This is a genomic window from Sphingomonas panacis (assembly GCF_001717955.1).
In the GTDB taxonomy this organism is placed as follows: Bacteria; Pseudomonadota; Alphaproteobacteria; order Sphingomonadales; family Sphingomonadaceae; genus Sphingomonas; species Sphingomonas panacis.
Window position 1 is genome coordinate 2,117,654 of record NZ_CP014168.1, and the last position, 25,458, is coordinate 2,143,111.

General features: G+C 66.7%; 17 protein-coding genes. 10 read left to right on the forward strand and 7 right to left on the reverse strand.

All coding sequences use genetic code 11. The features are described from left to right. Positions 1 to 20: 20 nt before the first annotated feature. Positions 21 to 1,679 (reverse strand): glycoside hydrolase family 43 protein, encoded by a 1,659-nt coding sequence (locus J0A91_RS09585; RefSeq protein WP_069204729.1) that lies wholly within the window; start codon positions 1,677 to 1,679, stop codon positions 21 to 23. Positions 1,680 to 1,763: 84 nt separating this feature from the next. Beyond that, positions 1,764 to 2,108 carry a hypothetical protein gene (locus J0A91_RS09590; RefSeq protein ID WP_069204730.1) on the reverse strand — a complete coding sequence of 115 codons (345 nt, stop codon included), beginning with the start codon at positions 2,106 to 2,108 and terminating at the stop codon, positions 1,764 to 1,766. Positions 2,109 to 2,216: 108 nt separating this feature from the next. Between J0A91_RS09590 and J0A91_RS09595 the strand changes: the two genes are divergently transcribed. After that, positions 2,217 to 2,657 (forward strand): hypothetical protein, encoded by a 441-nt coding sequence (locus tag J0A91_RS09595; RefSeq protein ID WP_150126874.1) that lies wholly within the window; start codon positions 2,217 to 2,219, stop codon positions 2,655 to 2,657. Between the two features lie 47 nt (positions 2,658 to 2,704). On the opposite strand, the gene J0A91_RS09600 is transcribed toward J0A91_RS09595, so the two are convergent. After that, positions 2,705 to 3,208 carry a hemerythrin domain-containing protein gene (locus J0A91_RS09600; RefSeq protein WP_069204732.1) on the reverse strand — a complete coding sequence of 168 codons (504 nt, stop codon included), beginning with the start codon at positions 3,206 to 3,208 and terminating at the stop codon, positions 2,705 to 2,707. A gap of 139 nt (positions 3,209 to 3,347) precedes the next feature. Between J0A91_RS09600 and J0A91_RS09605 the strand changes: the two genes are divergently transcribed. The 8 genes from J0A91_RS09605 to J0A91_RS09640 all read left to right on the forward strand — a co-directional run bounded on the left by J0A91_RS09605 (position 3,348) and on the right by J0A91_RS09640 (position 15,578). Then, the gene (locus J0A91_RS09605; RefSeq protein WP_069204733.1) at positions 3,348 to 5,060 is read left to right on the forward strand and encodes a thiamine pyrophosphate-dependent enzyme; all 1,713 of its coding nucleotides are present in this window, start codon (positions 3,348 to 3,350) and stop codon (positions 5,058 to 5,060) included. A 17-nt stretch (positions 5,061 to 5,077) separates the two neighbouring features. Beyond that, positions 5,078 to 5,644, forward strand: a complete 567-nt coding sequence (locus J0A91_RS09610; protein ID WP_069204734.1) for a DNA-3-methyladenine glycosylase I — start codon at positions 5,078 to 5,080, stop codon at positions 5,642 to 5,644. Then, positions 5,641 to 7,182 (forward strand): cation:proton antiporter, encoded by a 1,542-nt coding sequence (locus J0A91_RS09615; RefSeq protein WP_069204735.1) that lies wholly within the window; start codon positions 5,641 to 5,643, stop codon positions 7,180 to 7,182. The genes J0A91_RS09610 and J0A91_RS09615 overlap by 4 nt, the downstream gene beginning before the upstream one ends. 283 nt (positions 7,183 to 7,465) lie before the next feature. After that, on the forward strand, positions 7,466 to 8,728 hold the full coding sequence (locus J0A91_RS09620; protein WP_069204736.1) for an efflux RND transporter periplasmic adaptor subunit: 1,263 nt from the start codon (positions 7,466 to 7,468) through the stop codon (positions 8,726 to 8,728). Next, positions 8,725 to 11,913, forward strand: coding sequence for an efflux RND transporter permease subunit (locus tag J0A91_RS09625; protein WP_069204737.1), 3,189 nt, complete (start codon positions 8,725 to 8,727; stop codon positions 11,911 to 11,913). The genes J0A91_RS09620 and J0A91_RS09625 overlap by 4 nt, the downstream gene beginning before the upstream one ends. After that, entirely contained in the window at positions 11,910 to 13,331 is a 1,422-nt protein-coding gene (locus J0A91_RS09630) for an efflux transporter outer membrane subunit (RefSeq protein WP_069204738.1), read from the forward strand. Before J0A91_RS09625 ends, J0A91_RS09630 begins: the two co-directional genes overlap by 4 nt. Before the next feature lie 114 nt (positions 13,332 to 13,445). Next, on the forward strand, positions 13,446 to 14,579 hold the full coding sequence (locus J0A91_RS09635; protein WP_069207189.1) for a ThuA domain-containing protein: 1,134 nt from the start codon (positions 13,446 to 13,448) through the stop codon (positions 14,577 to 14,579). A 342-nt stretch (positions 14,580 to 14,921) separates the two neighbouring features. Then, a complete protein-coding gene (locus J0A91_RS09640) occupies positions 14,922 to 15,578 on the forward strand; it encodes a PilZ domain-containing protein (RefSeq protein ID WP_069204739.1) in 657 nt (218 codons plus the stop codon). Positions 15,579 to 15,584: 6 nt separating this feature from the next. On the opposite strand, the gene J0A91_RS09645 is transcribed toward J0A91_RS09640, so the two are convergent. From J0A91_RS09645 to J0A91_RS09655, 3 genes are all read right to left on the reverse strand, one after another. After that, positions 15,585 to 16,844, reverse strand: a complete 1,260-nt coding sequence (locus J0A91_RS09645; protein WP_069204740.1) for an MFS transporter — start codon at positions 16,842 to 16,844, stop codon at positions 15,585 to 15,587. Positions 16,845 to 17,093: 249 nt separating this feature from the next. Beyond that, positions 17,094 to 19,511 carry a TonB-dependent receptor gene (locus J0A91_RS09650; protein WP_069204741.1) on the reverse strand — a complete coding sequence of 806 codons (2,418 nt, stop codon included), beginning with the start codon at positions 19,509 to 19,511 and terminating at the stop codon, positions 17,094 to 17,096. 110 nt (positions 19,512 to 19,621) lie between these two features. Then, positions 19,622 to 23,035, reverse strand: coding sequence for an acyl-[ACP]--phospholipid O-acyltransferase (locus J0A91_RS09655; protein WP_069204742.1), 3,414 nt, complete (start codon positions 23,033 to 23,035; stop codon positions 19,622 to 19,624). 129 nt (positions 23,036 to 23,164) lie between these two features. Between J0A91_RS09655 and J0A91_RS09660 the strand changes: the two genes are divergently transcribed. Then, complete coding sequence (locus tag J0A91_RS09660) at positions 23,165 to 23,755, forward strand: TetR/AcrR family transcriptional regulator (protein WP_069204743.1); 591 nt, start codon at positions 23,165 to 23,167, stop codon at positions 23,753 to 23,755. A 96-nt stretch (positions 23,756 to 23,851) separates the two neighbouring features. Here J0A91_RS09660 and J0A91_RS09665 read toward each other — a convergent pair whose 3' ends face one another. Further along, on the reverse strand, positions 23,852 to 25,393 hold the full coding sequence (locus J0A91_RS09665) for a Do family serine endopeptidase (RefSeq protein ID WP_069204744.1): 1,542 nt from the start codon (positions 25,391 to 25,393) through the stop codon (positions 23,852 to 23,854). Positions 25,394 to 25,458: the final 65 nt, after the last annotated feature.

Here is a 25,458-nt window from a genome sequence, read left to right on the forward strand (position 1 = left end):
GGAGGTGAAAACATCGCGTGTTAACGCCGCAGCCCCTGCGCGAACGGGCCGATCATCGTGCCGACGAACCCGCCAGCGGTCGCGGTGCTGAGGTTGGTGGCATCGACCCCGGCGGCGACCGTCGTCCACGCCTTGCCCTGCGATACCGCGAAATCGTAGCGGCCGCCGTGGGCGGCGATGCGCAATTGCACCGGGCCTGCCGCGATCGGACGCTCCGCCACGGTGACGCCGTCGCGCGGCTCCTGCTTGCCGGCGCGGCGCGCGACGCGGACGAAGGTCTTGCCGTCGTGGCGGGTCAGCGCGATCGTCAGGAAATACTCGTCGTTCTGGAGCGCGGCGAGACCTGCCATCTCGCCCTCGCGCGGCGCGAAGCTGAGCGCGGTGGTGACGGTCGCGTCGGCATGCTGCTGGCGGCGCGCGACAAAGGCGGGGCGGCCGAAATCGCCGAGTCCGTCGTGACCCGGCGTCAGCGACAGCGCGCCGCCGGCAGGCTGCACCGGCGCGGTGCGCATCGCCATCCATTCGCGGCCGAGGCTAGGCGCGGTGAAATCGTCGCGCACGGTGAAGCTGCCGGTCAGCGGCGTCGTGCCGGCGGGGGCGGCGGGGAGCGGCGCCTTGACCAAGGTCGGCACCGGCTTGCCGCGATCGAGGATCACCGGCCAGCCGTCACGCCACGTCACCGGCAGCAGGAAGGTCTCGCGCCCGGCGTTGTAATAATCCTTGGCGTAAGGCCGCGTGCCGAGGAACACCGACCACCAGCGCCCGTCGGGCAATTGCACCAGATCGGCATGGCCGGTCGCGCTGATCGGCGCGGCGCGACCGGCGGGCAGATCGCGCTGGGTCAGGATCGGGTTGATCGAGGGCGGGGCGGGACGATACGGCCCATCGACCTTGTCGGCTCGGAGGATCACCTCGCTGTGGTTGACGCTGGTGCCGCCCTCCGCCGCCATCAGATAATATGTGCCGTTGACCTTGTAGACGTGCGGCCCCTCGATCCAGACCGGCTTGGCGGCGGGATCGATGCCGCCATCGACGATCATCTTGGCGTTGCCGAGCATCTTGAGGGCGACCGGATCGAACTGCTCGATCCAGATCGCGCGGTGGCCCGAGTAGCGCGGCTCGCCTTCGGGCGCGCGGTTGTTGACGATCCACGCGCGGCCATCGTCGTCGAAGAACATCGAGGGATCGATCCCCTCGACGGTCTTGAGCCAGACCGGATCGGACCACGGACCAGCGGGGTTGGTCGCGGTGATGACGAAATTGCCGCCGCAATCGACGCAGGTGTTGACGATGTAGAACCGGCCGTTGTGGTGGTTGATCGCAGGCGCGAACACGCCGCGGGACATCGCGAGCGTGCCGAAATCGAGCTGGCCGGGGCGGTCGATCGCGTTGCCGATCTGCTTCCAGTGGATCAGATCGCGGCTGTGGAACACCGGGATGCCGGGGAACCACGAGAAGGTCGAGGTGACGAGATAATAATCGCTGCCGACGCGCAGGATGCTGGGATCGGAATAGAAGCCGGCGAGGATCGGGTTGCGATACTGGCCCGCCGGGGCGGCGGGGCCATCGGTGCCGCGATATTCGACCCAGTCGAAGCGCGCCTTTTCAGGTGCCGGCGCGGCCGACACCAACGTCGCTGTCGCAAGCGCGCCGACCATCGCCAGGATAGTGCTCTTCATCGTCCGACCTCTCCCGTACCGCGCCGTCCCACGGCGTCGAGGCCAGATGTTAACGCTATCAAAGAGCGCTGTCGAGGCGTTCGCTCAGCGCTCGTCGTCGGCGCTGCGCCCGGTCAGCGGAAAGCCGTCGCCGGTGGCGGCGTCGCTGTCGAAATCCTCGCCTTCGTTGCCGCCGCCCGCGCCCGAGCCGCTGCCGTGGACCGCGCCGGTCGCGGAATCGTAGGAGGCGCGCTTGCCATTGTCGGGCGGGATCGCGGCGTCGGCACGCGTATTGGCCTCCAGCGCCTTTTCGCTCGCATGCGCCTGACTGTCATATTCCTGGCCCGAATAGCCGGGGCCGGCGCCGAGCTCGCCGGTCTGGACGTCGATGTCTTTGTCGATGCTGCCGCCCGCTCTGGGCGATTCGGGTAGATCCTTGGGTGCCGACATGATCGTTCTCCTTGCGGGCACAACGCATCACATCGTAGCGGGTGCCAGGCACGGGTCCGAAGCTGACTCCCGTGCGTTGTTGCAGTGCAGCAATTCGAGGAATCCGCAATGCCGTCCGTTACCGACAATGCCATGACATTATGGAACTGGCCGCTGGCCGCGGCGCAGTGGAACAAGGACGTCATCGATATGATGTTCGGTGCGCAGCGCGTCGTCGCCGCGCGCATGCCGACGATCGCCGCGGCGATGCAGAACCCGCTGGCTGCCGATCATGTCGAACTAAGCCGGATGGTTTCGGAGAAGGTTGGCGCGTTCACCACCTCGGGCAAGTCGATCAGTGCGGCGGGCGACGCCGTGCAGCGCGCGGGCAGCGCCAATGCGCGGGCGCTGAGCAAGATGGCGTCGGGCAGCGTGCTGTGGCCGAGCGACTGGATGCGCCTCGCCGAAAGCAATCTCGCGGCGGCGGCGGCGATGGCCGCGCTCCCCACCGCCACGCTGGCGCCGCTTCAGGACGGCGTGAAGGCGAACGACACCCGGTTCCGGAAGTAGAACGCACGAACGGTCAGGGCCGGGGCTTCACGCCCCGGCCCGTCCGGTCAGCCGCCGAGCGACACGGTCTCGAAGGTGCGCGCCTCGGGCGTGGGCAACTTCTTCTTGTACTGCGCGGTCAGCTCTTCCTTGCGGGCGAACATCTGCTCGCCGAGCGCGGCGAGATCGAGGTCGGTGCGCCGCGCCTGCGCGAACAGGCCCTTGAGGAACGCTTCCTCCTCGTGGACGTGGTGCTTGATCTGCTCGGCCAGCACGGTCACCTTGGCGTCGTAGAAATCGTCGCTCGGCTTGCCGTTCTCGATCTCGGTGATCAGCACCTTGGCGCCGTCATGTTCGACATAGCTCTCGTCGAGCAAATCGTCTTCGACTTCGCCCTTGCACGCCGGATAGAAGATCTCTTCCTCGATCTGGGTGTGGACGGTGAGTTCGAGGCAAATCTGCTCGGCAATCTTGCGCTTGGCGACGGCACCCTTGGCGCTCTCATAGTCGGAAAACAGATCTTCCACCTTGCGGTGATCGGCCTTGAGCAAGGCGATCGCGTCGTGTGCCATGTCGTGTTCTCCTGTTGGATAGTGCGCCCTCAACGTCCGGTCGGCGCGGGGCGTTCCTCGGGGCTGCAAAGCGGACGCAAGGACCGTCCGGGCGCTTCATGGGTTACAGCCGGGTCCAGTTCTTCCCGGAGCATCCCTCATGGCCCAGACCGTCGCGCAGGTTATCATCGAAACGCTCGAACAGGCGGGCGTGCGTCGCTGTTATGGCGTTCCCGGCGATACGCTCAACCACATCACCGATGCGATCCGCACCTCGGGAATCCGTTGGGTTCATGTCCGCCACGAGGAAGCCGGCGGCTTCGCGGCGGGCGCGGATGCGCTGCTGACCGGTGAGCTGGCGGCGTGCGCTGGGTCGTGCGGGCCGGGCAGCCTGCATTTCATCAACGGGCTGTTCGAAAGCCACCGCAACCGCGCGCCGGTGGTGCTGATCGCCAGCCAGATCGTCCGCGACGAACTCGGTTTCGAGTTTCCGCAGGAAGTCGATTTCAAGCAGGTCTATTCGGCGTGCAGCGTGTTCTGCGACGAGATCCGCACCCCCGCCCAGGCGCGCCGCATGACGGCGATGGCGGCGCAGGCGGCGCTCGCGAAGAAGGGTGTGGCGGTGCTGATCGTGCCAGCCGATGTGTCGTCCTCGGCCGCGCCCGACGAACCCGCGTTCGCGGTGCATCGCGCGCAGCCGCGCATCTTGCCGTCGGAGGATGAACTGGCGCGGATCGCCGGGTTGCTCAACGCGGGCGAGAAGGTGGCGATTTACGGTGGTTCGGGTTGTCACGATGCGCATGACGAGGTGGTCGCACTCGCCGAGCGGCTCAAGGCGCCGGTCGCGCATACATCGCGCGCCAAGGACTTCCTCGAACATGACAATCCGTATGTGGTCGGCATGACCGGCGTGTTCGGATCGGAGAGCGGCTATCACGCGCTGATGGACTGCGACACGCTGCTGCTGCTCGGCTGCGATTTCGCGTGGCGGCAATTCTACCCGTCCAAGGCGAAGATCATCCAGATCGATATCGATGGATCGCATCTCGGCCGCCGCCATCCGGTCGATCTCGGCGCGGTCGGCGGGATTCGCGAAACGCTTGGCGCACTGCTCCCGCTGATCGAGACGCGCGAGGAACGCGGCTTTCTCGACACCTGCCTCACGCATCGCCAAAAATCGCTGGAGAGCGAAAGCAAACATGCCGTCGCCGAGACGGGCAAGGCGATCCATCCGCAATATCTCACCGAGACGATCGGCCGCCACGCCTCGCCCGACGCGGTGTTCACCGCCGACGGCGGCTCGCCGATGGTCTGGCTGCTGCGCCACGTGCCCGCGACTGGACGCAACCGCACCGTCATTTCGCTCACCCACGGCACGATGGCGAACGCGATGCCGCAGGCGCTCGGCGCCAAGGCGGCGTTCCCCGAACGGCAGGTGATTTCGCTGTCGGGCGACGGCGGCATCGCGATGCTGATCGGCGACCTGATGACCGCGATTCAGGAAGATCTGCCGATCAAGGTGTGCATCTACAACAACAGCTCGCTCGGGTTCGTCGAGCTGGAACAGAAGGTCGAGGGGCTGCTCGACACCTATACCGATCTCAAGAACCCCGATTTCGCGCAGGTCGGCGCGGCGATGGGCTTCTGGAGCCGGCGCGTCGAGGACAGCGCCGATCTGGACGCGGCGGTGCGGCAATGGCTCGCCGAGCCGGGGCCAGCTTTGCTCGATGTCGTTACCGATCGCTACGAACTGGTGATGCCGCCCAAGGTCGAGGCCAACCAGGTGTTCGGCACCGCGCTCTATTCCGCCAAGGCGGTGCTCGCCGGTCGCGCGGGCGAGGCGTTCCAGCTTATGAAGGGCGCGATCAGCTAAACGAGGGAGGATCGCCGATGGCCGGGAAGACACGGTGCGCGTGGAGCGGGGATGACGCGCTGATGGTGCGCTATCATGACGAGGAATGGGGCGTGCCCCTCCACGATTCGCGCGAGCTGTGGGAGACGCTTGTCCTCGACGGTTTCCAGGCCGGGCTGTCGTGGCGGACGATCCTGCACAAGCGCGAAGCCTTCCGCGCCGCGTTCAAGGGTTTCGATCCGGCGATCGTGGCGCGCTTCGACGATGCCGATATCGAACGGCTGATAGCCGACCCCGGCATCGTCCGCAGCGCCGCCAAGATCCGCGCGACGATCACCGCCGCGCAGATCTATCTCGATATGATGGCGCGCGGCGAGGATTTCGCCGGCTTCGTGTGGGGCATCGCCGGCGGTGCCCCGGTGGAAGGCGACGGGCATATCGTCGCCAGCACGCCCGCTTCCGAAGCGATGTCGAAGGCGCTCAAGGCGCGCGGCTTCAAGTTCGTCGGGCCGGTGATCGTCCATGCCTGGATGCAGGCGGTCGGCATGGTCAACGATCACGCGCGCGAATGCTTCCGCCATGCCGAGGTGCGCGCTTTGACATGACGTTTTTCGAAAGCCTCATCGCATTGCTCGCCGCCGCGATCCTGCTGTTGCAGGTGACGCGGCGGGTGCGGCTGCCCTATCCGGGTATGCTCGCCGCCGCCGGCGTGGCGGTGGGGATGGTGCCCGGCGCGCCGGTCATCCCGATCGACCCGAACACCGCGCTCGCCTTGTTCATCGCGCCGATCCTGATCGATTCGGCCTATGACTTTCCGATCGGTGCGGCGTGGCGGCTGTTGGTGCCGCTGATCGTCTTCGCGGTCGGCGCGGTGCTGCTGACCACCGCCGTGGTGGTGGCGATCGGCTCGGGCGGGTTCGGCTTGCCGGTCGTGGTCGCGGTGACGCTCGGCGCGATCGTGTCGCCGCCCGACGCGGCGGCGGTGACGGCGGTGCTGACCAATCTGCCGGTCGCGCGTCGGGTCGATGCCTTGCTCAAGGGCGAGAGCCTGTTCAACGACGCGACGACCTTGCTGCTGTTCGGTGCCGCGCTCGCGGTGCAGGCGCATGGCGGGATCGACGGCGGCACTGCGCTCAGGCTGACGCTCGCCGTGCCCGGCGGCATCCTGTTCGGGATCGTCTACGGGATGCTCGTGTCGCGGCTGACGCCGCTTGCCGACAACACCGTCGCCGGCACCTTGCTCCAGTTCGTCCATGCCTTCGCGACATGGCTGATCGCCGAACGGCTGCACCTTTCGCCCGTGCTGGCCACCGTCGCCAGCGCGATGACGATCGCGTACCACGCGCGCGTCACCGATTCCCCGCGTATGCGAGTCCATTCCTATGCGGTGTGGACGACGGTGGTGTTCCTGCTCAACGTGCTCGCCTTCCTGCTGATGGGGTTGCAGGCGCGGCGGATCGTCGGCGGCATGTCGACCGCCGATCTGCACCGCGCGGTCGGCCTTACCAGCGCGGTGGTGGCCGGGGTGATCGTTACCCGGCTGCTGCTCGCCTTCCTCTACCGCGAGTTCGCGAAATACCGGCACAATCGCGCGGGCGGCGCCGAGCCGGCGTCGCGCGGCGAGGCAGTGCTGATCGGCTGGGCCGGGATGCGCGGGCTGGTGACGCTCGCCACCGCTTTCGCGCTGCCGGAGACCTTCCCGGAGCGCGATCTCGTGGTGCTGACCGCCTTCGCGGTCGTGCTGGCGACTTTGGTGCTGCAGGGAGCGACGCTCGCGCCGCTGATCCATGTTCTCAAGCTCGAACGCAGCAAGGATGCCGAGCAGGAACGCGATGCCGCCCGCCTGTCGCTCGTCGAGGCGGCGCTGGCGCGGCTGGAGGGCGAGCCGGGCGACTCCGCTGAAGCGATCCGCCAGGCCTATCGCGAACATCGCGACCGGCTGACCGATCGCAAGCACGAGGCACCGCTCGCGCGCCGGCGCGGCCTGTCGCTCGCCGCGGTGCTGGCGCAGCGCAAGCGCCTCGACGACCTGCGCGATACCGATGAGATCGGCCCCGACGCATATCTCGAATTGCAGGAAGATCTCGACTGGAAACAACTTGCCGTCGTTTCGGACGAAGACCGGCGTATCGACGAGAGCTGACCTCGCGCCCGCGCTCGAAAGAGTCACCGGGCTTCACGTACATAAACATATGGATAGATGGTGGACGTCCGGGGTCGGCGGTAGTCGCATCGTGCGTGCCGCCAGTCTTGCTGCACGGCGGTCAAGACCGGCACGACATGATGCCGACGCCGTCAAATATTACAAACCCGTGCATTTCATAACCGCTGGATGACGGACTTGTCACTGTTACGCCGCATTGCAGCGCGGTAATGCCGCGCCGGACCCATTCTTGCGCCTGCCCGCCAAAACACACAGGAATTCGATGCACACTCACGACGAGCCAAAGGCGCTGCCGCCGTCGACGCGCCTGCCTGCCCGCACGCAGCTTCGCTGGCTCGCTTTGGGTGTCGCCGCGCTTGTCGTGATCGTGCTGCTGGTGATGCTGATCGCCCAGCTTACCCGCAGCACCCCGCCGGCACCGCCGGCAACGCCGCCGGGCACCCTGCGCCTCTCGCGCGATCAGTTCGCCGGGTTGCAGACGATGCGCGTCGCGATCGGCGATTCGGATGCGCGCACGCTCGCCACCGGCGCGATCACCGTCGATGCCGATCACAGCACGCCGGTGCTGATGCCCTATTCGGGGCAGGTCGCGCAGGTGCTCGTCGATGCCGGGCAATATGTGAAGCAGGGCCAGGCGCTCCTGACGGTGAAGACCGGCGATTTCGTCGACGCGCGCAACGGCCTGTTCTCGGCGCGTGCCGCGTACCAGACCGCGCAGGCGCAACTCCAGGCCGCGCAACGCACCACCGAACGCCAGCAACAGATCTATTCGACTGCCGGCGGTGCGCTGAAAGACTATCAGCAGGCGCAGGCCGATCTTGCCGCCGCGCAGGCGACCGCGCGAACCGCCGCCGCCGCACTCGGCGCGGCGCGCGACAAGCTCGCCATCCTCGGCAAGAGCCCGGCCGAGATCAACAGACTCGAAGGCGCCGGCGAAGTCTCAGGCATCCACGACATGACGACGCTGCATGCGCCGATCTCCGGGCTTGTCGCCACGCGCGACGTGTCGGTCGGGCAATATCTGTCGCAGGGCGGCGACAAGCCGGTGATGACGATCACCGATCCGTCGCGCGTCTGGCTGGTCGCGCAGATCGCCGAGAGCGACGCGAGCGCGGTGCATGTCGGCGATGCCGTGACGGTGACAACGCCGGCGCTGCCCGGCCGTATCTTCCATGCGACGATCAACCTGGTCGGCGCGGCACTCGACCCCGATACGCACCGACTGCCGGTACGCGCGGCGATCCCCAACCCGGACGGCGCGCTCAAACCGCAGATGTTCGCCAGCTTCGCGATCCACCAGACCGGCGCCGCGCAGGCGATCCGTGTCCCCGCCGCCGCCGTCATCCACGAAGGCGATTCGGCGCGGGTGTGGGTGGTGCGGCCGGACGGGCTGCTCGCGGCGCGATCGGTGACGGCGGGCGAGGAGCAGGACGGATCGGTCGAGATCACCGCCGGCCTCAAGCCCGGTGAGCGTATCGTCACCGCCGGCGCTTTGTTCGTCAACGAGGCGGGTCTCGGCGAATGAACGGTCTCGTTGCGATCGCGCTGCGGCAGCGGATGCTGATCGTCGGCATCTTCTGCGCCATGCTGCTGGCCGGGGTGATCGGCTTCCTCAATCTCAACATCGAGGCCTATCCCGATCCCGTCCCGCCGATGGTCGAGGTCATCACGCAGACTCACGGTTTGTCCGCAGAGGAGATGGAGCGCAACGTCACCATCCCGATCGAGGTCGGCATGGCGGGCATTCCGCACCTCACCGCGATCCGTGCGATCTCGCTGTTCGGCCTGTCCGACATCAAGCTGCAATTCAGCTATGATCTGACCAACGAGGCCGCCAAGCAGCAAGTCATCAACCGGCTGTCGCAGCTTCCGCCGCTCGCCGGCGGCGCGCAACCGACGTTGTCGCCGACCAGCCCGGTCGGCGAAATCTACCGCTACAAGATCACCGCGCCCAAGGGCTATTCGGTGATGGATTTGAAGACCTTGCAGGATTGGGTGCTGCAACGCCGCTTCAAGCGAATCCCCGGCGTGATCGACGTGACCGGCTGGGGCGGCAAGCTGCGCACCTATGACGTGGTGATCGACAGCGCGCGGCTCGCCGCGCACAACGCCACCATCTCGCAGGTGCTTTCGGCGCTCGCCAAGAGCGACGGCAACGTCGGTGGCCAGACGATCAACTTCGGCGCGCAGGCGGCTATCGTGCGTGGCGTCGGGCTGATCCAGTCGGCCTCGGCGATCGAGAACGTGCTGGTCGGCACGTCGGGCGGTCAGCCGATTCTCGTCAAGGATGTCGCGAACGTCCAGATCGGCAACGCGCCACGGCTCGGCATCGCCGGCTATAACGATCAGGACGATATCGTTCAGGGCATCGTGCTGATGCAGCGCGGCGCGCAATCGATGCCGACGATCATGGCGGTGCAAAAGGAAGTCGCCGACATCAACAGTTCGGGCATCCTGCCGCCCGGCGTCCAGCTCGAGCGCATCTACGATCGCTCCGACCTGATCCACCTGACGATCCATACCGTGCTCGAGAACATGCTGGTCGGCATCGTGCTGATCTTCGTGTTGCAGGTGCTGTTCCTCGGCAATTTGCGCAGCGCGATCATCGTCGCGGCGACGATTCCCTTCGCGCTCGCCTTCGCGATCCTGATCCTGGTGTTGCAGGGCGAGAGCGCCAATCTGCTCTCGGTCGGCGCGCTCGATTTCGGGCTGGTCGTCGACGCCAGCGTCATCATGGTCGAGAACATCTTCCGCCACATGGTCGATCGTACCGCGCGCGTCGAAAGCGGGCAGGGCCATTACACCACGGCGACGCGCTTCTCGGCGATCCTTGGCGCGAGCTCCGAGGTCAGTCGCGGCATCTTCTTCGCGGCGGCGATCATCATCGTCAGCTTCCTGCCGCTGTTCACGCTGACCGGCGTGGAAGGCCACATCTTCGGGCCGATGGCGAAGACCTATGCCTATGCCATCAGCGGCGGCCTGATCGCGACCTTCACCGTCGCGCCGGTGCTGTCGGCGATGCTGCTGCCCGACAAGCTCTCCGAAGTGGAGACGTGGATCGTCGCGCGGCTGCGGCGCCTGTACGAACCCGCCGCCGCCTTCGCGCTCGGCAACCGAATCCTCGCGATCGGCGGGGCGGTGCTGCTGCTCGTCGTCGCGCTGATCGGCGGGCGCTCGCTGGGTATCGAGTTCTTGCCCCATCTCGAGGAGGGCAACATGTACATCCGCGCCAGCCTGCCGCCCTCGATCAGCCTCGAAGCTGGCGAGCCGGTGGTGCAGGGCGTGCGCCGGATCATCATGAAATACCCTGAGGTCAACGCGGTGCTTTCCGCGCACGGACGACCTGACGACGGCACCGATGCGACGGGCTTCTTCAACGCCGAATTCTTCGTGCCGCTGAAGCCGTTCGACACCTGGCCGCGCGGAGTCACCAAGGACACGCTGATCGCCGAACTGTCGAAGAAGCTTTCGGACAAATACCCCGGCGTGGAATTCTCCTTCTCACAGATCATCGAGGACAACGTCGAGGAAGCCGCCTCGGGCGTGAAGGGCGCCAATTCGATCAAGCTGTTCGGCCCCGATCTCGCCACGCTCGAAAAATACGCCGACCAGATCAAGAGCGAGATGGCCAAGGTGCAGGGCATCGCCGATCTCGGCGTGTTCCAGTCGCTCGGCCAGCCGACCGTGCAGGTCGATGTCGATCGCGGCGCAGCGGCGCGCTATGGCCTGACGCCCGACGACGTCAACCAGACCGTCGCTGCCGCGATCGGCGGTTCGTCGACCGCCGATCTGTACGAGAAAGGCACCGACCGCCACTTCCCGATCATGGTGCGTTTGAAGCCCGAGCAACGCGACACCGTCGAAGCGATCCGCCGAATCACGATCGGCGCGGCGGCGCCGAGCGGCACCGGCATGATCCAGGTGCCCCTGTCCGAAATCGCCAACGTTCGGCTCACCTCGGGCGCCTCGTTCATCTACCGCGAGCATCAGGAACGCTACATCCCGATCAAATATTCGGTGCGCGGGCGTGATCTCGGCAGCGCCGTCGCGGAAGCGCAGGCGCGGATCGCGCGCAACGTCCATCTGCCGTCTGGCTATCACCTCGAATGGGCGGGCGAACTCGACAATCTCAACAACGCCGTCGCGCGGCTGGAGATCGTCGTGCCGATCAGCCTGTTGCTGATCCTGCTGCTGCTCTACGCCAATTTCGGCTCGATCCGCGACAGCCTGCTCGCCTTCTCGGCGATCCCGATGGCGGTGATCGGCGGCATCCTCGCGCTGGCGCTGTCGGGAACGCCGTTCAGCATCTCGGCGGCGATCGGCTTCGTCGCCTTGTTCGGCATCGCGGTGATGGACGGGATTCTCGTCGTGACGACCTACAACAATGCGATCGACGAAGGCGTCGATCGCGAGGGATCGCTGGCGACGACGGTGTCGCACAGCCTGCGCCCGGTGGTGATGACCTGCCTCGTCGCTGCGATCGGCCTGTTGCCGGCGGCGATGTCGAGCGGGATCGGCAGTCAGGTGCAGAAGCCGCTCGCGCTCGTCGTGGTCGGCGGGATGACGCTGGCGCCGGTGCTGATCCTGCTGGTGCTGCCGGCGCTGATCGCGCGCTTCTCGCGCCGGGTATCGCCGCATGATCGCGGCGCGCATGGCCGCGATGTCGGGCATCACACACCGCCTGCGGGCGACGCGGAGATGCCGGCATGACGCGTTCGCTCCTGATCGCCGCGCTGCTCGCCACCAGCGGTTGCGCGCTCGGCCCGAAGAACCTCGATCCGCATGCCGCGTTGCCGCCCTCGCCCGTGCCCGAGACGATTCACCCGGTCAGCGGCCCGGCGCAGACCGTCGGCGCCGATGTGCCTGCCGGCGACTGGTGGCGCGAGTTCGGCAGCGATCAGCTCGACGCGCTGGTCGGCACCGCGCTCGCGCACAACAATGACATCCAGGTCGCCGAAGCGTCGCTGCGTCAGGCGCAGGAGACGGGCAGGGCGGCGGCTGGCGCGGCGTTGCCGCAGGTCGATCTCAACTATCAGGCGCAGCGGGACCGCGTTTCGCGCGCGCTGTCGCCGGCAGTCACGAATTCGAACCAGTATCTCTACAGCCTCCACACCGCTCAGGTGACGGTGAGCTACGGACTCGACCTGTTCGGGGCGACCCGCTCGCGCATCCGCTCGGCGCGTGCCGCCGCCGAGGTGCAGGCGCACAGGCGCGATGCCGCACGCGCAACCGTGGTGGCGAACCTCGTCGCCGCTGTCATCCAGCGCGCCGCGCTCGCCGATCAGATCGCCGCGACGGAGACCAGCATCGCGGTCAACCGCGACATCCTCGGCGCTTTGCAGCGGCGCCAGCACCTCGGTGAGGTCGGCGCCGCCGATGTCGCGACTCAGCAGACCGCGCTCGCCGCCGCTGAAGGCGCGTTGCCGCCGCTGATCCGCGCGGAACTCCACCAGCGCGTCGTGATCGGCAGCCTGATCGGTGTGCCCGCCGGCGCGGCCTTGCCCGATCTGCCATCGCTGGCGTCGCTGGCGCTGCCGACGCGTCTGCCGCTCGCCCTGCCGTCCGATCTGGTCACGCGGCGCCCCGACGTCGGTGCCGCGCGTGCGCAGCTGGAGGGCGCGGGGGCCGATGTCGGCACCGCGATCGCGGCGCGCTTGCCGAGCATCCAGCTCAGCGCGAGTGCCGGCGGCACCGCGCAGGCGTTCGGCGATATGTTCAAGGATGGCAACCCGTTCTGGGCGATCCTCGGCGGTGTGACGCAACCGCTGTTTCATGCCGGCGCGCTACGCCACCAGCAACGCGCGGCAGAGGCCGCGCTCGACGGCGCGAAGGCGCAGTATCGCGCGACGGTGCTCCAGGCGTTCGGCGAGGTTTCCGATGCGCTGAGTGGCTTGCGCACCGATGCCGACGCGCTCGACGCCGCGACGCGCGCGAGCGATGCCTCGGGCCGCGCGCTCGGCTTCGCGCGGCGGCAGCTCCAGCTTGGCAGCATCGGCACGCTCGCGTTGCTCAACGCCACCGCTGCCGATGCGCAGGCGCGCGCGCAACTCGTGCAGGCGCGCGCGGCACGGTTGAGCGACACGGTCGCGCTGTTTCAGGCGGTCGGCAGCCGGATCGGAGCACAATAGCGGTTCCCCAGCGAAGGCGGGGGAACGCCGTCACGCAATCTCTGGTGCGCTGGCGGAAACCCGCTTAGCAAGGCATCGCCAGGCGGACCGCGCCGGCACGAGGGGATGCCGGCCATGATCGCACTACGCACCATTTTGGGGTTCGCTCTGACAGCCTGCACCGTTCAGGTCGCCCGCGCCGAACCGCTCGATTGCCCGCTCGCCCACGCGCCGTATTCGGTGCGGACACCGGTGATCGACCTGCTGCTCGATCCGCGCGCCAAGGCGGTACTCGATCGGGAGTTCGGGCCGGCGCTTGCCAAGCTGCCGCCAGGTTTCGCCTCGACCACGCCGCCCACCTTCGCGGCGATCATCTCGGTCAAGGAAGTGATGGGCATGATCGGAGCGCCCAACGTCGCGGCGACTCTCGCCCGGCTCGATCCCGAATTGCGCGCGATCCCGATCACTCCGGCGGCAAGTCGCGCACGCTGCGCGCGCTACGATCATGTCCCGCCCAAACTGCCCGCCACGCTCAAACACCCGGCGCTGCTGGTGTTCGACAAGATCACCGGTTTTCGCGACACCCCCTCGGTCGATGCCGCCACCGCCGCGTTGAAGGCGATGGCGCAGCGGCGCGGCTGGACTTTGGTCTTCACCGACAAGGGCGCGGTGTTCAACCAGCGTGACCTCGCGCGATTCGATGCGGTGATCTGGAACAACGTCAGCGGCGACGCGCTGACGGTGCCGCAGCAAAAGGCGTTTCAGGCGTATCTTGCCAAAGGCGGCGGGTTCGCCGGCTTCCACGGCGCGTCGGGCGACCCGTTTTACGTGTGGGACTGGTATCCCGATACGCTGATCGGCGCGCGCTTCATCGGCCATCCCGGCAAGCCGCAATTCCAGCAGGCGCGCGTCGTCGTCGACGATACGAAAAGTGCGATCACGCGCGGCCTCGGTGACGGCTGGACGATGACCGAGGAATGGTATTCGTTCGCCAAGAGCCCGCGCGGCCCCGGCACGCATGTCCTCGCGACGCTCGACGAGAAAAGCTATGCGCCGATCGGCTATCACGGCGAGACATTGGCGATGGGCGATCACCCGATCGCCTGGACGCGTTGCATCGGCGCCGGGCGGTCTTTCTATTCGGCGATCGGACACCGGCCGGAAAACTACACCGAGCCCAACAGCGTGCGCTTGCTCGAACAGGGAATCGCCTGGTCGGCCGGGCTCGGCGAAACGACCTGCCGGGACGGGCGCGAAACGGCCCGTTGAGCCGGCGGGATGCCGCCGGTCCGCCCAATCTCGCAAGTGTCCCGGCTCGGGGTGACATCAGGATCGGCCACGCGCCGGGCAAAAAAAGGGCCGCCCCGAAGGGCGGCCTTGAAAGTTTTAGGAGAGGATGCCTGAAAGGCACCCCCTCTTTGCGGCGGAACTGACAATGCTGCAAGTGCGAACAAAGCACCCTTGATTGCGTCAGGCGCATTTGTCCGATCCGGCCTGAATTCTTTAATTAACGGCACGTTAACGAACTCTGGATACCCATTTTGGGGTTGGCGCTCGGCATGGTGCGATCGGCCAGCACGAATGGCATCTACATCGGGGGAGAGCGCGGCCATGTTCGATCGTTGCAATGACAAAGCCTTGACCGTCGTGTCGATGTGCGACGACGTACCGCCGGCGCCCGAGCGCCGCAGCGACGCCCGCAACCTGTCGATTCTCAAGGCCGCGATCTTGCGCACCGCGCTCGGCGAGGAGCTTTGTCTCGTCCGCAACATCTCGCGCGGCGGGCTGATGGCGCATATCTTCTCCGAGCTGGAGGTCGGCGATCCGGTCAAGATCGAGTTCCGCTCCTCGAAGATCGTGCGAGGCCGCGTCGTCTGGCGCCGCCCGGAACTGATGGGCGTGCGTTTCAGCCAGTTCATTGACATCGGCGAAATCCTGACCGACCCGAAGCCGCAACCCAGCCATGCCGCCCGTGCGCCACGCGTCACGGTCAACGTGCCGGCACGGCTGCGCTCGGGGGGGCGCTATCAGGCCGCTGCCCTAGGCAACATCTCGCAGGGCGGCGCGCGGATCTATTTGAGCGAACCCGACCGGCTCGGCGACGATGTGGTGCTCTCGGTTGCCGGACTGCCCGTGCTCACCGGCTCGGTGCGGTGGCGCGACGATACAGCTGCGGGTATCGCCTTCAGCGAGTTGCTCGCGTTCGAGGATGTCGGCCGCTGGGTTTCCAGCCACAATATCGGCGTTCCGCCGCAACTTGTGGAATAGCCGGCGTTACGCCGCGGCGCGCTGCGGTGCGCCGCGCCCACCGGTCACGAACAACCCCGATGCGATCAGCCCGAACACGCCGGCGATCACGAATGCAGGCAGGTACGTGCCGGTCGCCTCGCGGATCGCGCCCGCACCGAACGCTGCGGTCGCCGCGCCGAGCTGGTGGCCGACCATGATCCAGCCGAACATCACCGGCGCGTCGCGCTCGCCGAACGCCTGATTGGAGAGCTTTACGGTGGGCGGCACGGTCGCGATCCAGTCGAGTCCGTAGAACACCGCGAACACGGTGAGGCTGAGCGCCGAGAAATCGATGAACGGCAGCGCGATCAGCGACGCTCCGCGCAGGCCATAATACACCATCAGCAGCTTCTTCGGATCGTAGCGATCGGTCAGCCAGCCCGAGGCGGTGGTGCCGATCAGGTCGAACACCCCCATCATCGACAGCAATCCCGCCGCCGCCACCGGCGCGATGCCGTGGTCGCCGCAGAACGCGATCATGTGCGTGCCGATCAGCCCGTTGGTGGTCAGCCCGCACACGAAGAAGGTGCTGAACAGCAGCCAGAACACCGGATTGCGGCTGGCGCGGAACAGCGCCTCGAACGCGAGCATCGGCGTCGCCGCCTGTTTCAGCGCGGGCGGGGTGGTCGGCTCGCCCTCGCCGAAGCGGCCGGTGCCGACATCGCCGGGATGTTCTGGGATCAGCAGCCACACCAAAGGCACCAATGCGAGCGCGGCGATGCTCACCGCCATCGCCACCGGCTTCCAGTCGCCCGCGCTCGACAGCCAGGCGAGCACCGGCAGGAACACCAGCGCGCCGGTCGCGGTGCTTGCGCTCAGCATGCCCATGACGAGGCCCTGGCGCGTCGCGAACCAGCGGTTGACCACCGCCGCGCCCAGCACCGACGCGACCGCGCCGCTGCCGATCCCGGACACCACGCCCCAGCTCAGCACATAGTGCCACGCCTCGGTCATCCGGAGGCTGGCGATCGTCGCAGCCGCCATCAGCGCGAGCCCGCCGAGCATCGTGCGGCGGATGCCGATGCTCTGCATCAGCGCCGCCGCGAACGGGCCGACCAGCCCGTAGAAGAAAATACCGATCGCCGCCGAGGCCGAGATCGTCGCACGATCCCAGCCGAAGTGCATTTCCAGCGGCACCATCATTACGCCGGGCGCGGAGCGCAAGCCCGCCGAGACGAGCAACGCGAGGAACGTCACCGCGACGACGACATAGGCATAGAAGCGGGGCGGGACGCGCAGGATCATGCATCGGCCCTTTGCGCGAGCGTGGGCAAACGGCCGAGCGTGGTTTCGAGCGCCGGCCATTGCTCTGCGCCGAACGCGCCGATCGATTGTGCTGGCATCCTAGCCATGTGGTCAGTCTGGCAGACGGTATGGCGCCCCTAATCCCGTTCGCGCTGAGCGAAGCCGAAACACCTGCAACAGGCATGGGCGCTTGTTACAGGCATTTCAGCTTCGCTCAATGCGAAAGGTCTTGGTTCTACACGCAGCCCCTCAGAAGTTGACGCTGATCGTACCGAACACCTGCCGCGGGGCGACCGGGAATTCGTTGAACGTGCCCGATGCCGCGCCGATGCTGAGCGTCGAAGCGCCCTTCTGGTCGGTGATGTTGGTGACGTTCAGGCTGAGGTTGAGCGTCTTGGCGAACATCGCGCCGTTCAGCGGTACGGCTACGCCGATCCGCCCGGCGAGCGTGAAATAGCCGGGCACCGACAGGTCGTTGGTGTAGGTCGCGAAACGGCGGCCGAGATAGTCGCCGGTGAACTGGACGTCGAACATGCCGTAATTGGCCGACACGACGGTCTTGTTGAGCCATTTCGGCGAACCGGGCACCTGCTTGCCGGCGGTCGGCACCACCACGGCGGGAACCCCGACCGAATAGTTCTGCTGGTACTTCGAGTCGTTGTAGGACACCGCATTGTAGATCGAAACATGCGATCCGAAGTGCAGCGTCGCCGCGAAATCGACGCCGTTGGTCTTCACGTCGCCGACGTTCTGGACGATCGCCGCACCGCTGATGATCGAGGTGATCACCGTGGTCGGGCTGAGCGCGAGCAGGCGGTTGCTGAAATCGACGTGATAATAGCTGATCTGCCCCTCGAAGGCGGTGATCGGCCCCAGCGAGAGCGCATGCTGCGCGCGCGCGCCGATTTCATAGGTCCAGCTCGTTTCGGGCTTCACGTTCGCCTTGAAGTCCTCGAACACCGGCTGGCTGCCGAGCGCGAACGGCGACAGGCCAGTCGCGGCGCTGGTCGGGAACTGGCGGATGTTCTGCTGCGCGTTGACGAAGAACTGGTCGTGCTCGGTGACGGCCCAGGTCGCGCCGATTTCGGGCAGGAACGCCTTGTCGGTGTTGATTCGGCCGACCGGCAGCGCGGTCGAGTTCGAGAAGGAGCCGGGGATCGGCTGGACGGGAACCTCCTGGCGCGCCTTCTGGAAGGTGCTCTTGAACCCAGCCAGCACGGTCACGCTCGGCAGGATGTGCCACGTGTCCTGAATATGCGTCTGGATCTCGTCGACGGTGATCCGGCTGCCATATTGCGTGATGAGCGGCGCGGCCTGATCGTAGGGGCGGGTATAGGGCGACGACGGGTTGTTGACGTCGAGCGCGTACCAGCGCCGGAACGCCGACGAGCTTTGCCGTTCGTACCAGCCGCCCAGTTCGATCTCGTGGTTGCCGAGGTGCGCGCTCAGCGTGGAGAGGATGCCGCCGCGATCGATCTGATATTCGGTGGTGCGCGTCGCGAGGCCCGACCCGCCGAAGATGGTCGAGAGCCGCGCGAGGTTCGCCGCCGAGGTCGGGCTGCTGCCCGCGACGCCCGGATAATAAAAGGAGAACAGCCCCGGCAGTCCGGCGACGTCGATCGGCCCGGCGACCACGCCGACGCCGTCGTCGTGATGCGCATAAGCCTGGTTGCTCCAGGTGATCCGGTCGCTGACGTGCCAGTCGTACTTGGCGTAGGCGAGATAATCGGTGCGCTGCGCGTCCGAATAGTAATTGCGGTAGTTGGAGCCGGCCGCCTTGTACGCGCCAGAGGTGAGATAGGTCTGCATGCCGGCGAAATCGGGATAGAAGAACGGGCGCGCATACGGTGCGGTGGCGCGATTGGCTGGAGTGATGACGGTGGCGTCCTCGTTCGGCTCGGTCTTGTCCGAATAGGCGGCGTAGATCGTCAGCTTGCCGGTGGCATCGTCATGAACGAACTTGCCGTTGGCTTGATAGCCGCCCTGATGCCCGTTGAAATCCCACGCGCGCGAATCCTGCCGCACGCCCGAGAGGTAGAAGGCGCTGCCGGCGCCGAGATCGCCGCTGTCGATGCGGACGAAGGTGCGGTAGGTGTTGTAGCTGCCGAAGGTCTGCGCGATCGTGCCGCCCATCTCGTGCTTGGGGTCGCTCGAGAAGGTGTCGATCGTGCCGCCGAGATTGCTGGTCGATGCGGTGCCAAGATCGCCCGCGCCGCTCGCCAGCGTCACCCGCCCGACGTTCTCCGAGATGATCGCGCGCTGCGGCGACAGGCCATTGTAATTGCCATAGGTCTGGTCGCCGAGCGGAATGCCGTCGAGCGTGTAGCCGAGCTGCTGCGCGTTGAAGCCGTGGATGAACAGCGAGATGTTCTGCTCGTTATTGCCCCACGGATCGGCGGTGAGGAAGGTGACGCCGGGCAGCGTCTGGATCGCCTTCAGCGGATTGATGCCGGGCAATTGCTTCTGGATCTGGATGCCGTCCATCTCGACCACCGAGCGCGTGCGGCGGCCGGTGACGACGATCGACTCGCCATCGCCTTCAGGCGCGGCGGCATCGGCGGGCGCTGCCGCCGGGGCTGGCGCGGCATCGGCGGCATGCGCGGCGACGGGGGCGGCGCTGGCGATCCCCGTGGCCAGCGCGATCAGCGAAATCAGACCCGTCTTCATTATCTTTTCCCTTTGCGGCACTGCAACAAAGGGGGCGCGTAGAGACGATGGAAGACGGTACGGCGTCAGGGATGTTTCAGTTTTATGTTATCGACGAATGCGAAAATCTGTCACGTTTTTGCATCAGCGGCATCGGTCGCCATTGCACCCATCGTCACATAATCGGTCTTGCCCGTGCCGAGCACCGGCAGCGCCTCAACCACGCGGATATCGCGGGGGATCGTCAGTTCGGCGATGCCGTTGGCGCGGCCCCAGGCTTGTAGATCCGCCGCCTTGGCATCCTTCTGCGTGGTGAACAGCACGAGTTGCTCGCCCTTTTTGGGATCGGGCCGGGCCACCACGCCATGCTGCGCCTCGGGCCAGAGCTGCGCCGCATAGCCTTCGACCGCCGGCAGCGAGACCATCTCGCCGCCGATCTTCGCGAAGCGTTTGGCGCGGCCCTTGATGCTGACGAAGCCAGCCTCGTCGATCTCGACGATGTCGCCGGTGTCATGCCAGCCGCCTTCGGGCGGTTGCAGCACGCCGGGCTGGTCGGCCTTGAGATAGCCCGCCATCACGTTCGGCCCGCGGATCGAGAGCTTGCCGCCGCCGTCGATGCCCGGCACCGCGTCGATCTGCCCCTCGATGCCGGGCAACAGCCGCCCGACGCTGCCGGTCTTGAAGTGCATCGGCGTGTTGACCGCGATCACCGGCCCGGCCTCGGTCGCGCCATAGCCTTCGAGAATGCGCAGGCCGAACTTCTCGATCCACGCCTTGCGCGTCTCGTCCTTCACGCGTTCGGCACCGGCGACGACGTAGCGGACCGCGTAGAAATCATAATTATGCGCCATCCGCGCATAGCCAGCGAGGAACGTGTCGGTGCCGAACAGGATCGTTGCGTTTGAATCATAGGCGAGCGCGGGCACGATCCGGTAGTGGAGCGGGTTGGGGTACAGCAATGTCTTCACCCCCGACAGGACCGGCAGCAGCACGCCGCCGGTCAGCCCAAAGCTGTGGAACACCGGCAGCGCGTTGAGCACCATGTCAGACCCGTTGAAATCGATCCGCGCGGCGATCTGCGCGCAATTGGCGAGCAGGTTGCGATGCGTGAGCACGACGCCCTTGGGCAGCCCTTCGGAGCCACTGGTGAACAGGATCACCGCCGGCGCGGTCGGCGCGATCTTGCGGCGGGCATGGAGGTGCGCTGCGAAGCGCGTCGCGACCAGCGCGCGCAGCTTGGCGCCCATGCCGATTCCGGCGGAGACATCCTCCAGATAGCGCACGGTGATGCCCTCGGCGGTCAGCCCTTCGACCACCGCCGTCAGCTTGGCCTGTTCGATGAAGGCACGCGCCGTCACGATTGTCCGCACTTCGGCGGCGACGCATGCCGCCTTCAGATTGGCGAGCCCGGCGGTGTAGTTGAGCATCGCCGGCACGCGCCCGGTCGCCTGCAGGCCGAAGAACGTCACCACCACCGCCGACACGTTGGGCAGCAACACGCCGATCGCCTCGCCGGGCTTCGTGCCGGGTTCGAGCGCACGGCCGAGCGCGAGACTGCCGGTGACGAGCCGCGCGTAGGTGAGGGGTGTGCGCTTCACATCCTCGATCACCGGCTTGTTCGCGCCGCCGAGATGGCTGGCATCGACCAGCGCTTCGAACAGGGTGCGGTCGATATGCGAGGTCGCGAAGATCATCGCGCTCATCTCGTCGTAAAGCTGCCGCCCGGTCGCGGCGCGACGTGCACGGGCGGTCATCGCGCCTTCGACATGGAAGCGGCGCGGCGGCAGCACGGTGAGCGTGATCTTGGGGAACAGCCGCATCCGCACCTTGCCGCGCAGATACGAGAAGGGCGTGAACTGCGCGCCCGCGATCCGCACCGGCACGATCGGGGCATCAGCCTTGTCGGCGACCATGCCGGGGCCATCGAACACCTTCATCAGCGCGCCGGTCACGGTGATGCGGCCTTCGGGGAAGATGACGAGCGTGTTGCCCTCCTTCACCGCGCGGACCATCGCCTTGGCCGACATCGGGTTGGTCGGATCGACCGGGAAAGCGCGGAACAGCTTCAGCGCAGGTGCCATCCACCAGCGTTTGGTGACGGCGGTATGCACCGCGAACACCGGCTTGCCGGGCAGGAACACCGCGAGCAGCAGCCCGTCGAGCCATGACACATGGTTGACCACCACCACCGCGCGTTCGCCCGGCTGCGGCATGTTGCTCGATCCATCGACCTCGACGCGGTAGAGCAAGGTCAGCAACCCGCGCATCACCGCCTTGATGACCGTTTCCGGGAGCAACCAGCACGAGATCAGCGCCACCGCCAAGGTCGCGAAGCCGAGCGCGCCGATCACGCCCGATACGGTCGTGCCGCTCGCCTGCAACCCGGCGACCGCGGCGACCACCGTCACCGTGACGGCGGCGTTGAGGATGTTGTTGGCGGCGATGATCCGCGAGCGTTCCTCGGGCGGGCTCGCGGTCTGGAGGATCGCGTAGAGCGGGACGATGAACATGCCCCCCGCGAACGAGATGCCGGCGAGATCGAGCAGCACCCGCCACGCGCCTTCGCTCCGCACGAAGGTCAGCATGCCGGGGTTGGGCGCATGGACGACATAGGCCGAGGTCGACAGCCACAGATCGATCATGAAGCCCGCCATCATCAGCGCCGCCACCGGCACATAGCGCGCCGAGACTTCACCGGCGAGCAGCCGGTTGACGAACAGCGAGCCGAGCGCGACCGCGATCGAGAAGGTCAGCAGGAACAACGTCACCACCGGCGACGCGCCGCCGAGCCGCCCGGTCACCAGCGCGGGGAATTGCGAGACGAGGATCGCACCGACCGCGAAGAACCAGCTTATGCCGAGGATGCACAGCCACACGCCTTCGCCGTCATGCGCGGTCTTGAGGACATGCCAGGTGCTTTTGAACGGGTTGCGCTCGATCCGCACGTCCTTGCGCACGGGCGGCGCCGGCGCGATGCCGAGACTGGCGAGCAGCCCGCACACCGCCAGCGCGGTCGCGATCATGCCCGCTTCCCACGGCGGCACGACGCCCGCGAGCAACTGCCCGCCGAGGATCGCGAGGAAGGTGCCCGCCTCGATCACGCCGGTCGCGCCCATGATCTCGTGGGGGCCGAGCTGTTGCGGCATGATCGAATATTTGACCGGGCCGAACAGCGTCGAATGGCAGCCCATCATGAACAAGGCGATGAGCAGCAGCGGCACCGACTGGAACCAGAACCCGGCGAGGCCTATGCCCATGAACGCGATCTCGGCGGTTTTCACCAGCCGGATCAGCTTGGCCTTGTCCCATGCGTCGGCGATCTGGCCGCCCAGCGCCGAGAACAGGAAATAGGGGAGGATGAAGATGCCGGTCGCGATCGTCGCGAGCATCTCCGCTTTTTCGGGATGGCCCCTGTAGAGCGTGAAGTTGGCGAGGAACAGCATCGCGAACTTGAGGACGTTGTCGTTGAACGCCCCGAGGAACTGGACGACGAACAGCGGCCCGAAGCGGCGCTTGGCGAGGAGCGAGAAATCGGGTGCCGACATTGTCATCTCCGAACGGAACGGACGCGTATTGGTTGCCTGCGGTGGCTGGCGCGTATTGGGTGACACAGAAATGAACGGTGTTCAATATTTAAATTGGACAGTGCTCAGTTTTCGATTTATCGCGCTGGCATGGGCCGCCGATCCGATCATAGCCGTGCAGAGCTTGAGGAACTGATACTCGCCAAGGCGCACGCGCTGATGGCCGAAGTCGGCTTTGCGCGTTTCTCGGCGCGCGAGGTGGCGAAGCGGATCGGCTATTCGATCGGGACGATCTACAATGTGTTCGGCAGTCTCGACCGGCTGGTTCTGGCGGTCAACAGCCGCACCTTCGTCGCCTGGGCGGCGCTGGTGCGTGCGCGGCTCGATGCGGCAGGGGCAGACCGGGTCGCGGCGCTGGTCGAGGCGTATTTCGACTTCGCCGAGGCCAATCCCAATCTGTGGATGGCGATCTACGATCACCGCCTGCCGCCCGACGCGCCGTTCCCGGAGGATTATTTCCGCCAGCGCGCCGAACTGACCGGACTGGTCGAAGCCGAGATCGCCGCGATCTTGCCGCCGGCGCGGGCGGGCACGGCGGCGGCGCTGGCGCGCTCGCTGGTGGCGATGGTCCACGGCCATTGCCTGTTCGCGCTCAACGGCACGTTCGCGTTGTTGGGAGAGACCGATGCGCGGGGTGCGGCGCTGGCGCGGGCGCGCGAGATCTTGGGCGCGCAACACTAATGTTCTCCCGCGAAGGCGGGAGCCCAGTCTGACTCCCGCCTTCGCGGGAGAACATCGAAAGGGGCGCAGCAGCCTTAGCCGCCACGCCCCATCTTTTTACTTCTTCAGCTTCACCGCAACGAACAGCGCTGGCATCCGCCCGCGCTGCACGTACAGCGCGACCTGATCGCGGCCGTCGCGCTTGGCCTGTGCGACCACCGCTGCCAGCGCCGCCGGGGTCGGCGTCGTCGTGCCGTTGGCGGAGATGATGACATCACCGCGCTTGAGCTTCTGGCCAGCGTCGCTCGCCGGATCGGTGGTCGCGATCACGACGCCCTGCACCGACGAATCGACGTTGAGGCTGCGTGCGATCGCGGGGGTGAGCGTCTGGACGGTCAGGCCGAGCGGGTTGGCCGAGGCCGAGGGGCCGCCCTGCTGCTGGCCGTCATCGCCGCCCAGCGCATCGTCGTCATCGCCGGTCGCGACCTTGGCGGCGAGCGCGTCCTCCGACGGACGCGTGCCGATCACCGCGTTGATCGTCATCGGCTTGCCCTGGCGGATGATGCCGATCGGCACGCGCGTGCCCGGCGTCACGTTCGCGACCAGATAGCTCAGCGACTGATCGGGCGTGACGTCCTTGCCATCGACCGAGGTGACGACGTCGCCGACCTTGAGACCGGCTTTGGCCGCAGCCTCATTCGGCTCGATCGACCGCAGCAGCTCGCCGTGGTTCTTCTGCAGGCCGAGCGCCGCCGCGATATCGTCATCGACCGGCTGCGGGCCGACGCCGAGATAGCCGCGTGCGATCTTGGTGCCCTTCATCAGCTTGTCGATGACGGGGCGCGCGTCTTCCGCCGGAATCGCGAAGCCGATGCCGATGTTGCCGCCCGACTGGCCGGCGTAGATCTGCGAGTTGATGCCGATCACCGCGCCGGTCATGTCGAACATTGGGCCGCCCGAATTGCCCTGGTTGATCGCCGCATCGGTCTGGATGAAGCGATCGTAGGCGCCGCCGCCGGTGACGCGGTGCAGCGCCGAGACGATGCCGGCGGTCACGGTCGAGCCGATCCCGAACGGATTGCCGATCGCGATGATCCAGTCGCCCACACGCGCCCGGCTCGAATCGCCGAACTTCACATAGGGCAGGTTGGTCGCGTCGATCTTGAGGAGTGCGAGGTCCGAGGTCGGATCGCGGCCGATCAGCTTGGCCTTGTATTCCTTGCGGTCGATCATGATCGCGGTGATCGAATCGACCGTCGCACCCTTCGCGCCGGGCGCGACAACGTGGTTGTTGGTGACGATATAGCCGTCGGGCGAGATGATGAAGCCTGACCCGAGCGAGGTCGCCTCGCGCGTGATCGGCGCGCCGCCGTTGCCGCCGCCCTGGCCCATCTGACCGAACATCTCGGCGAACGGCGTGCCCGCGAACGGATTGGCGGGCTGCTCGACCTTGATGTGCTGGCTGGTCGAGATGTTGACGACGGCCGGCTGCAATTTCGCGACCATGTCGGCGAAGCTCATCGGCGCGCCGGAGCGCGGTACCGCGGCGGCGATCGCGCCGGGCTCGTTCTGCGCGGTCTGCGCGGGCGGTTCCAGCGCGACTGCGGCAGCGGTGCCGCTGAGAAGGATGGCTGCAGTAATGGCGTAAGCGTATCGCACTTGGGTTGATTCCTTCCGTGTGCCGTATCGGGGCAACGCACCGACCTTAGCCAAGGTTGCTGAAC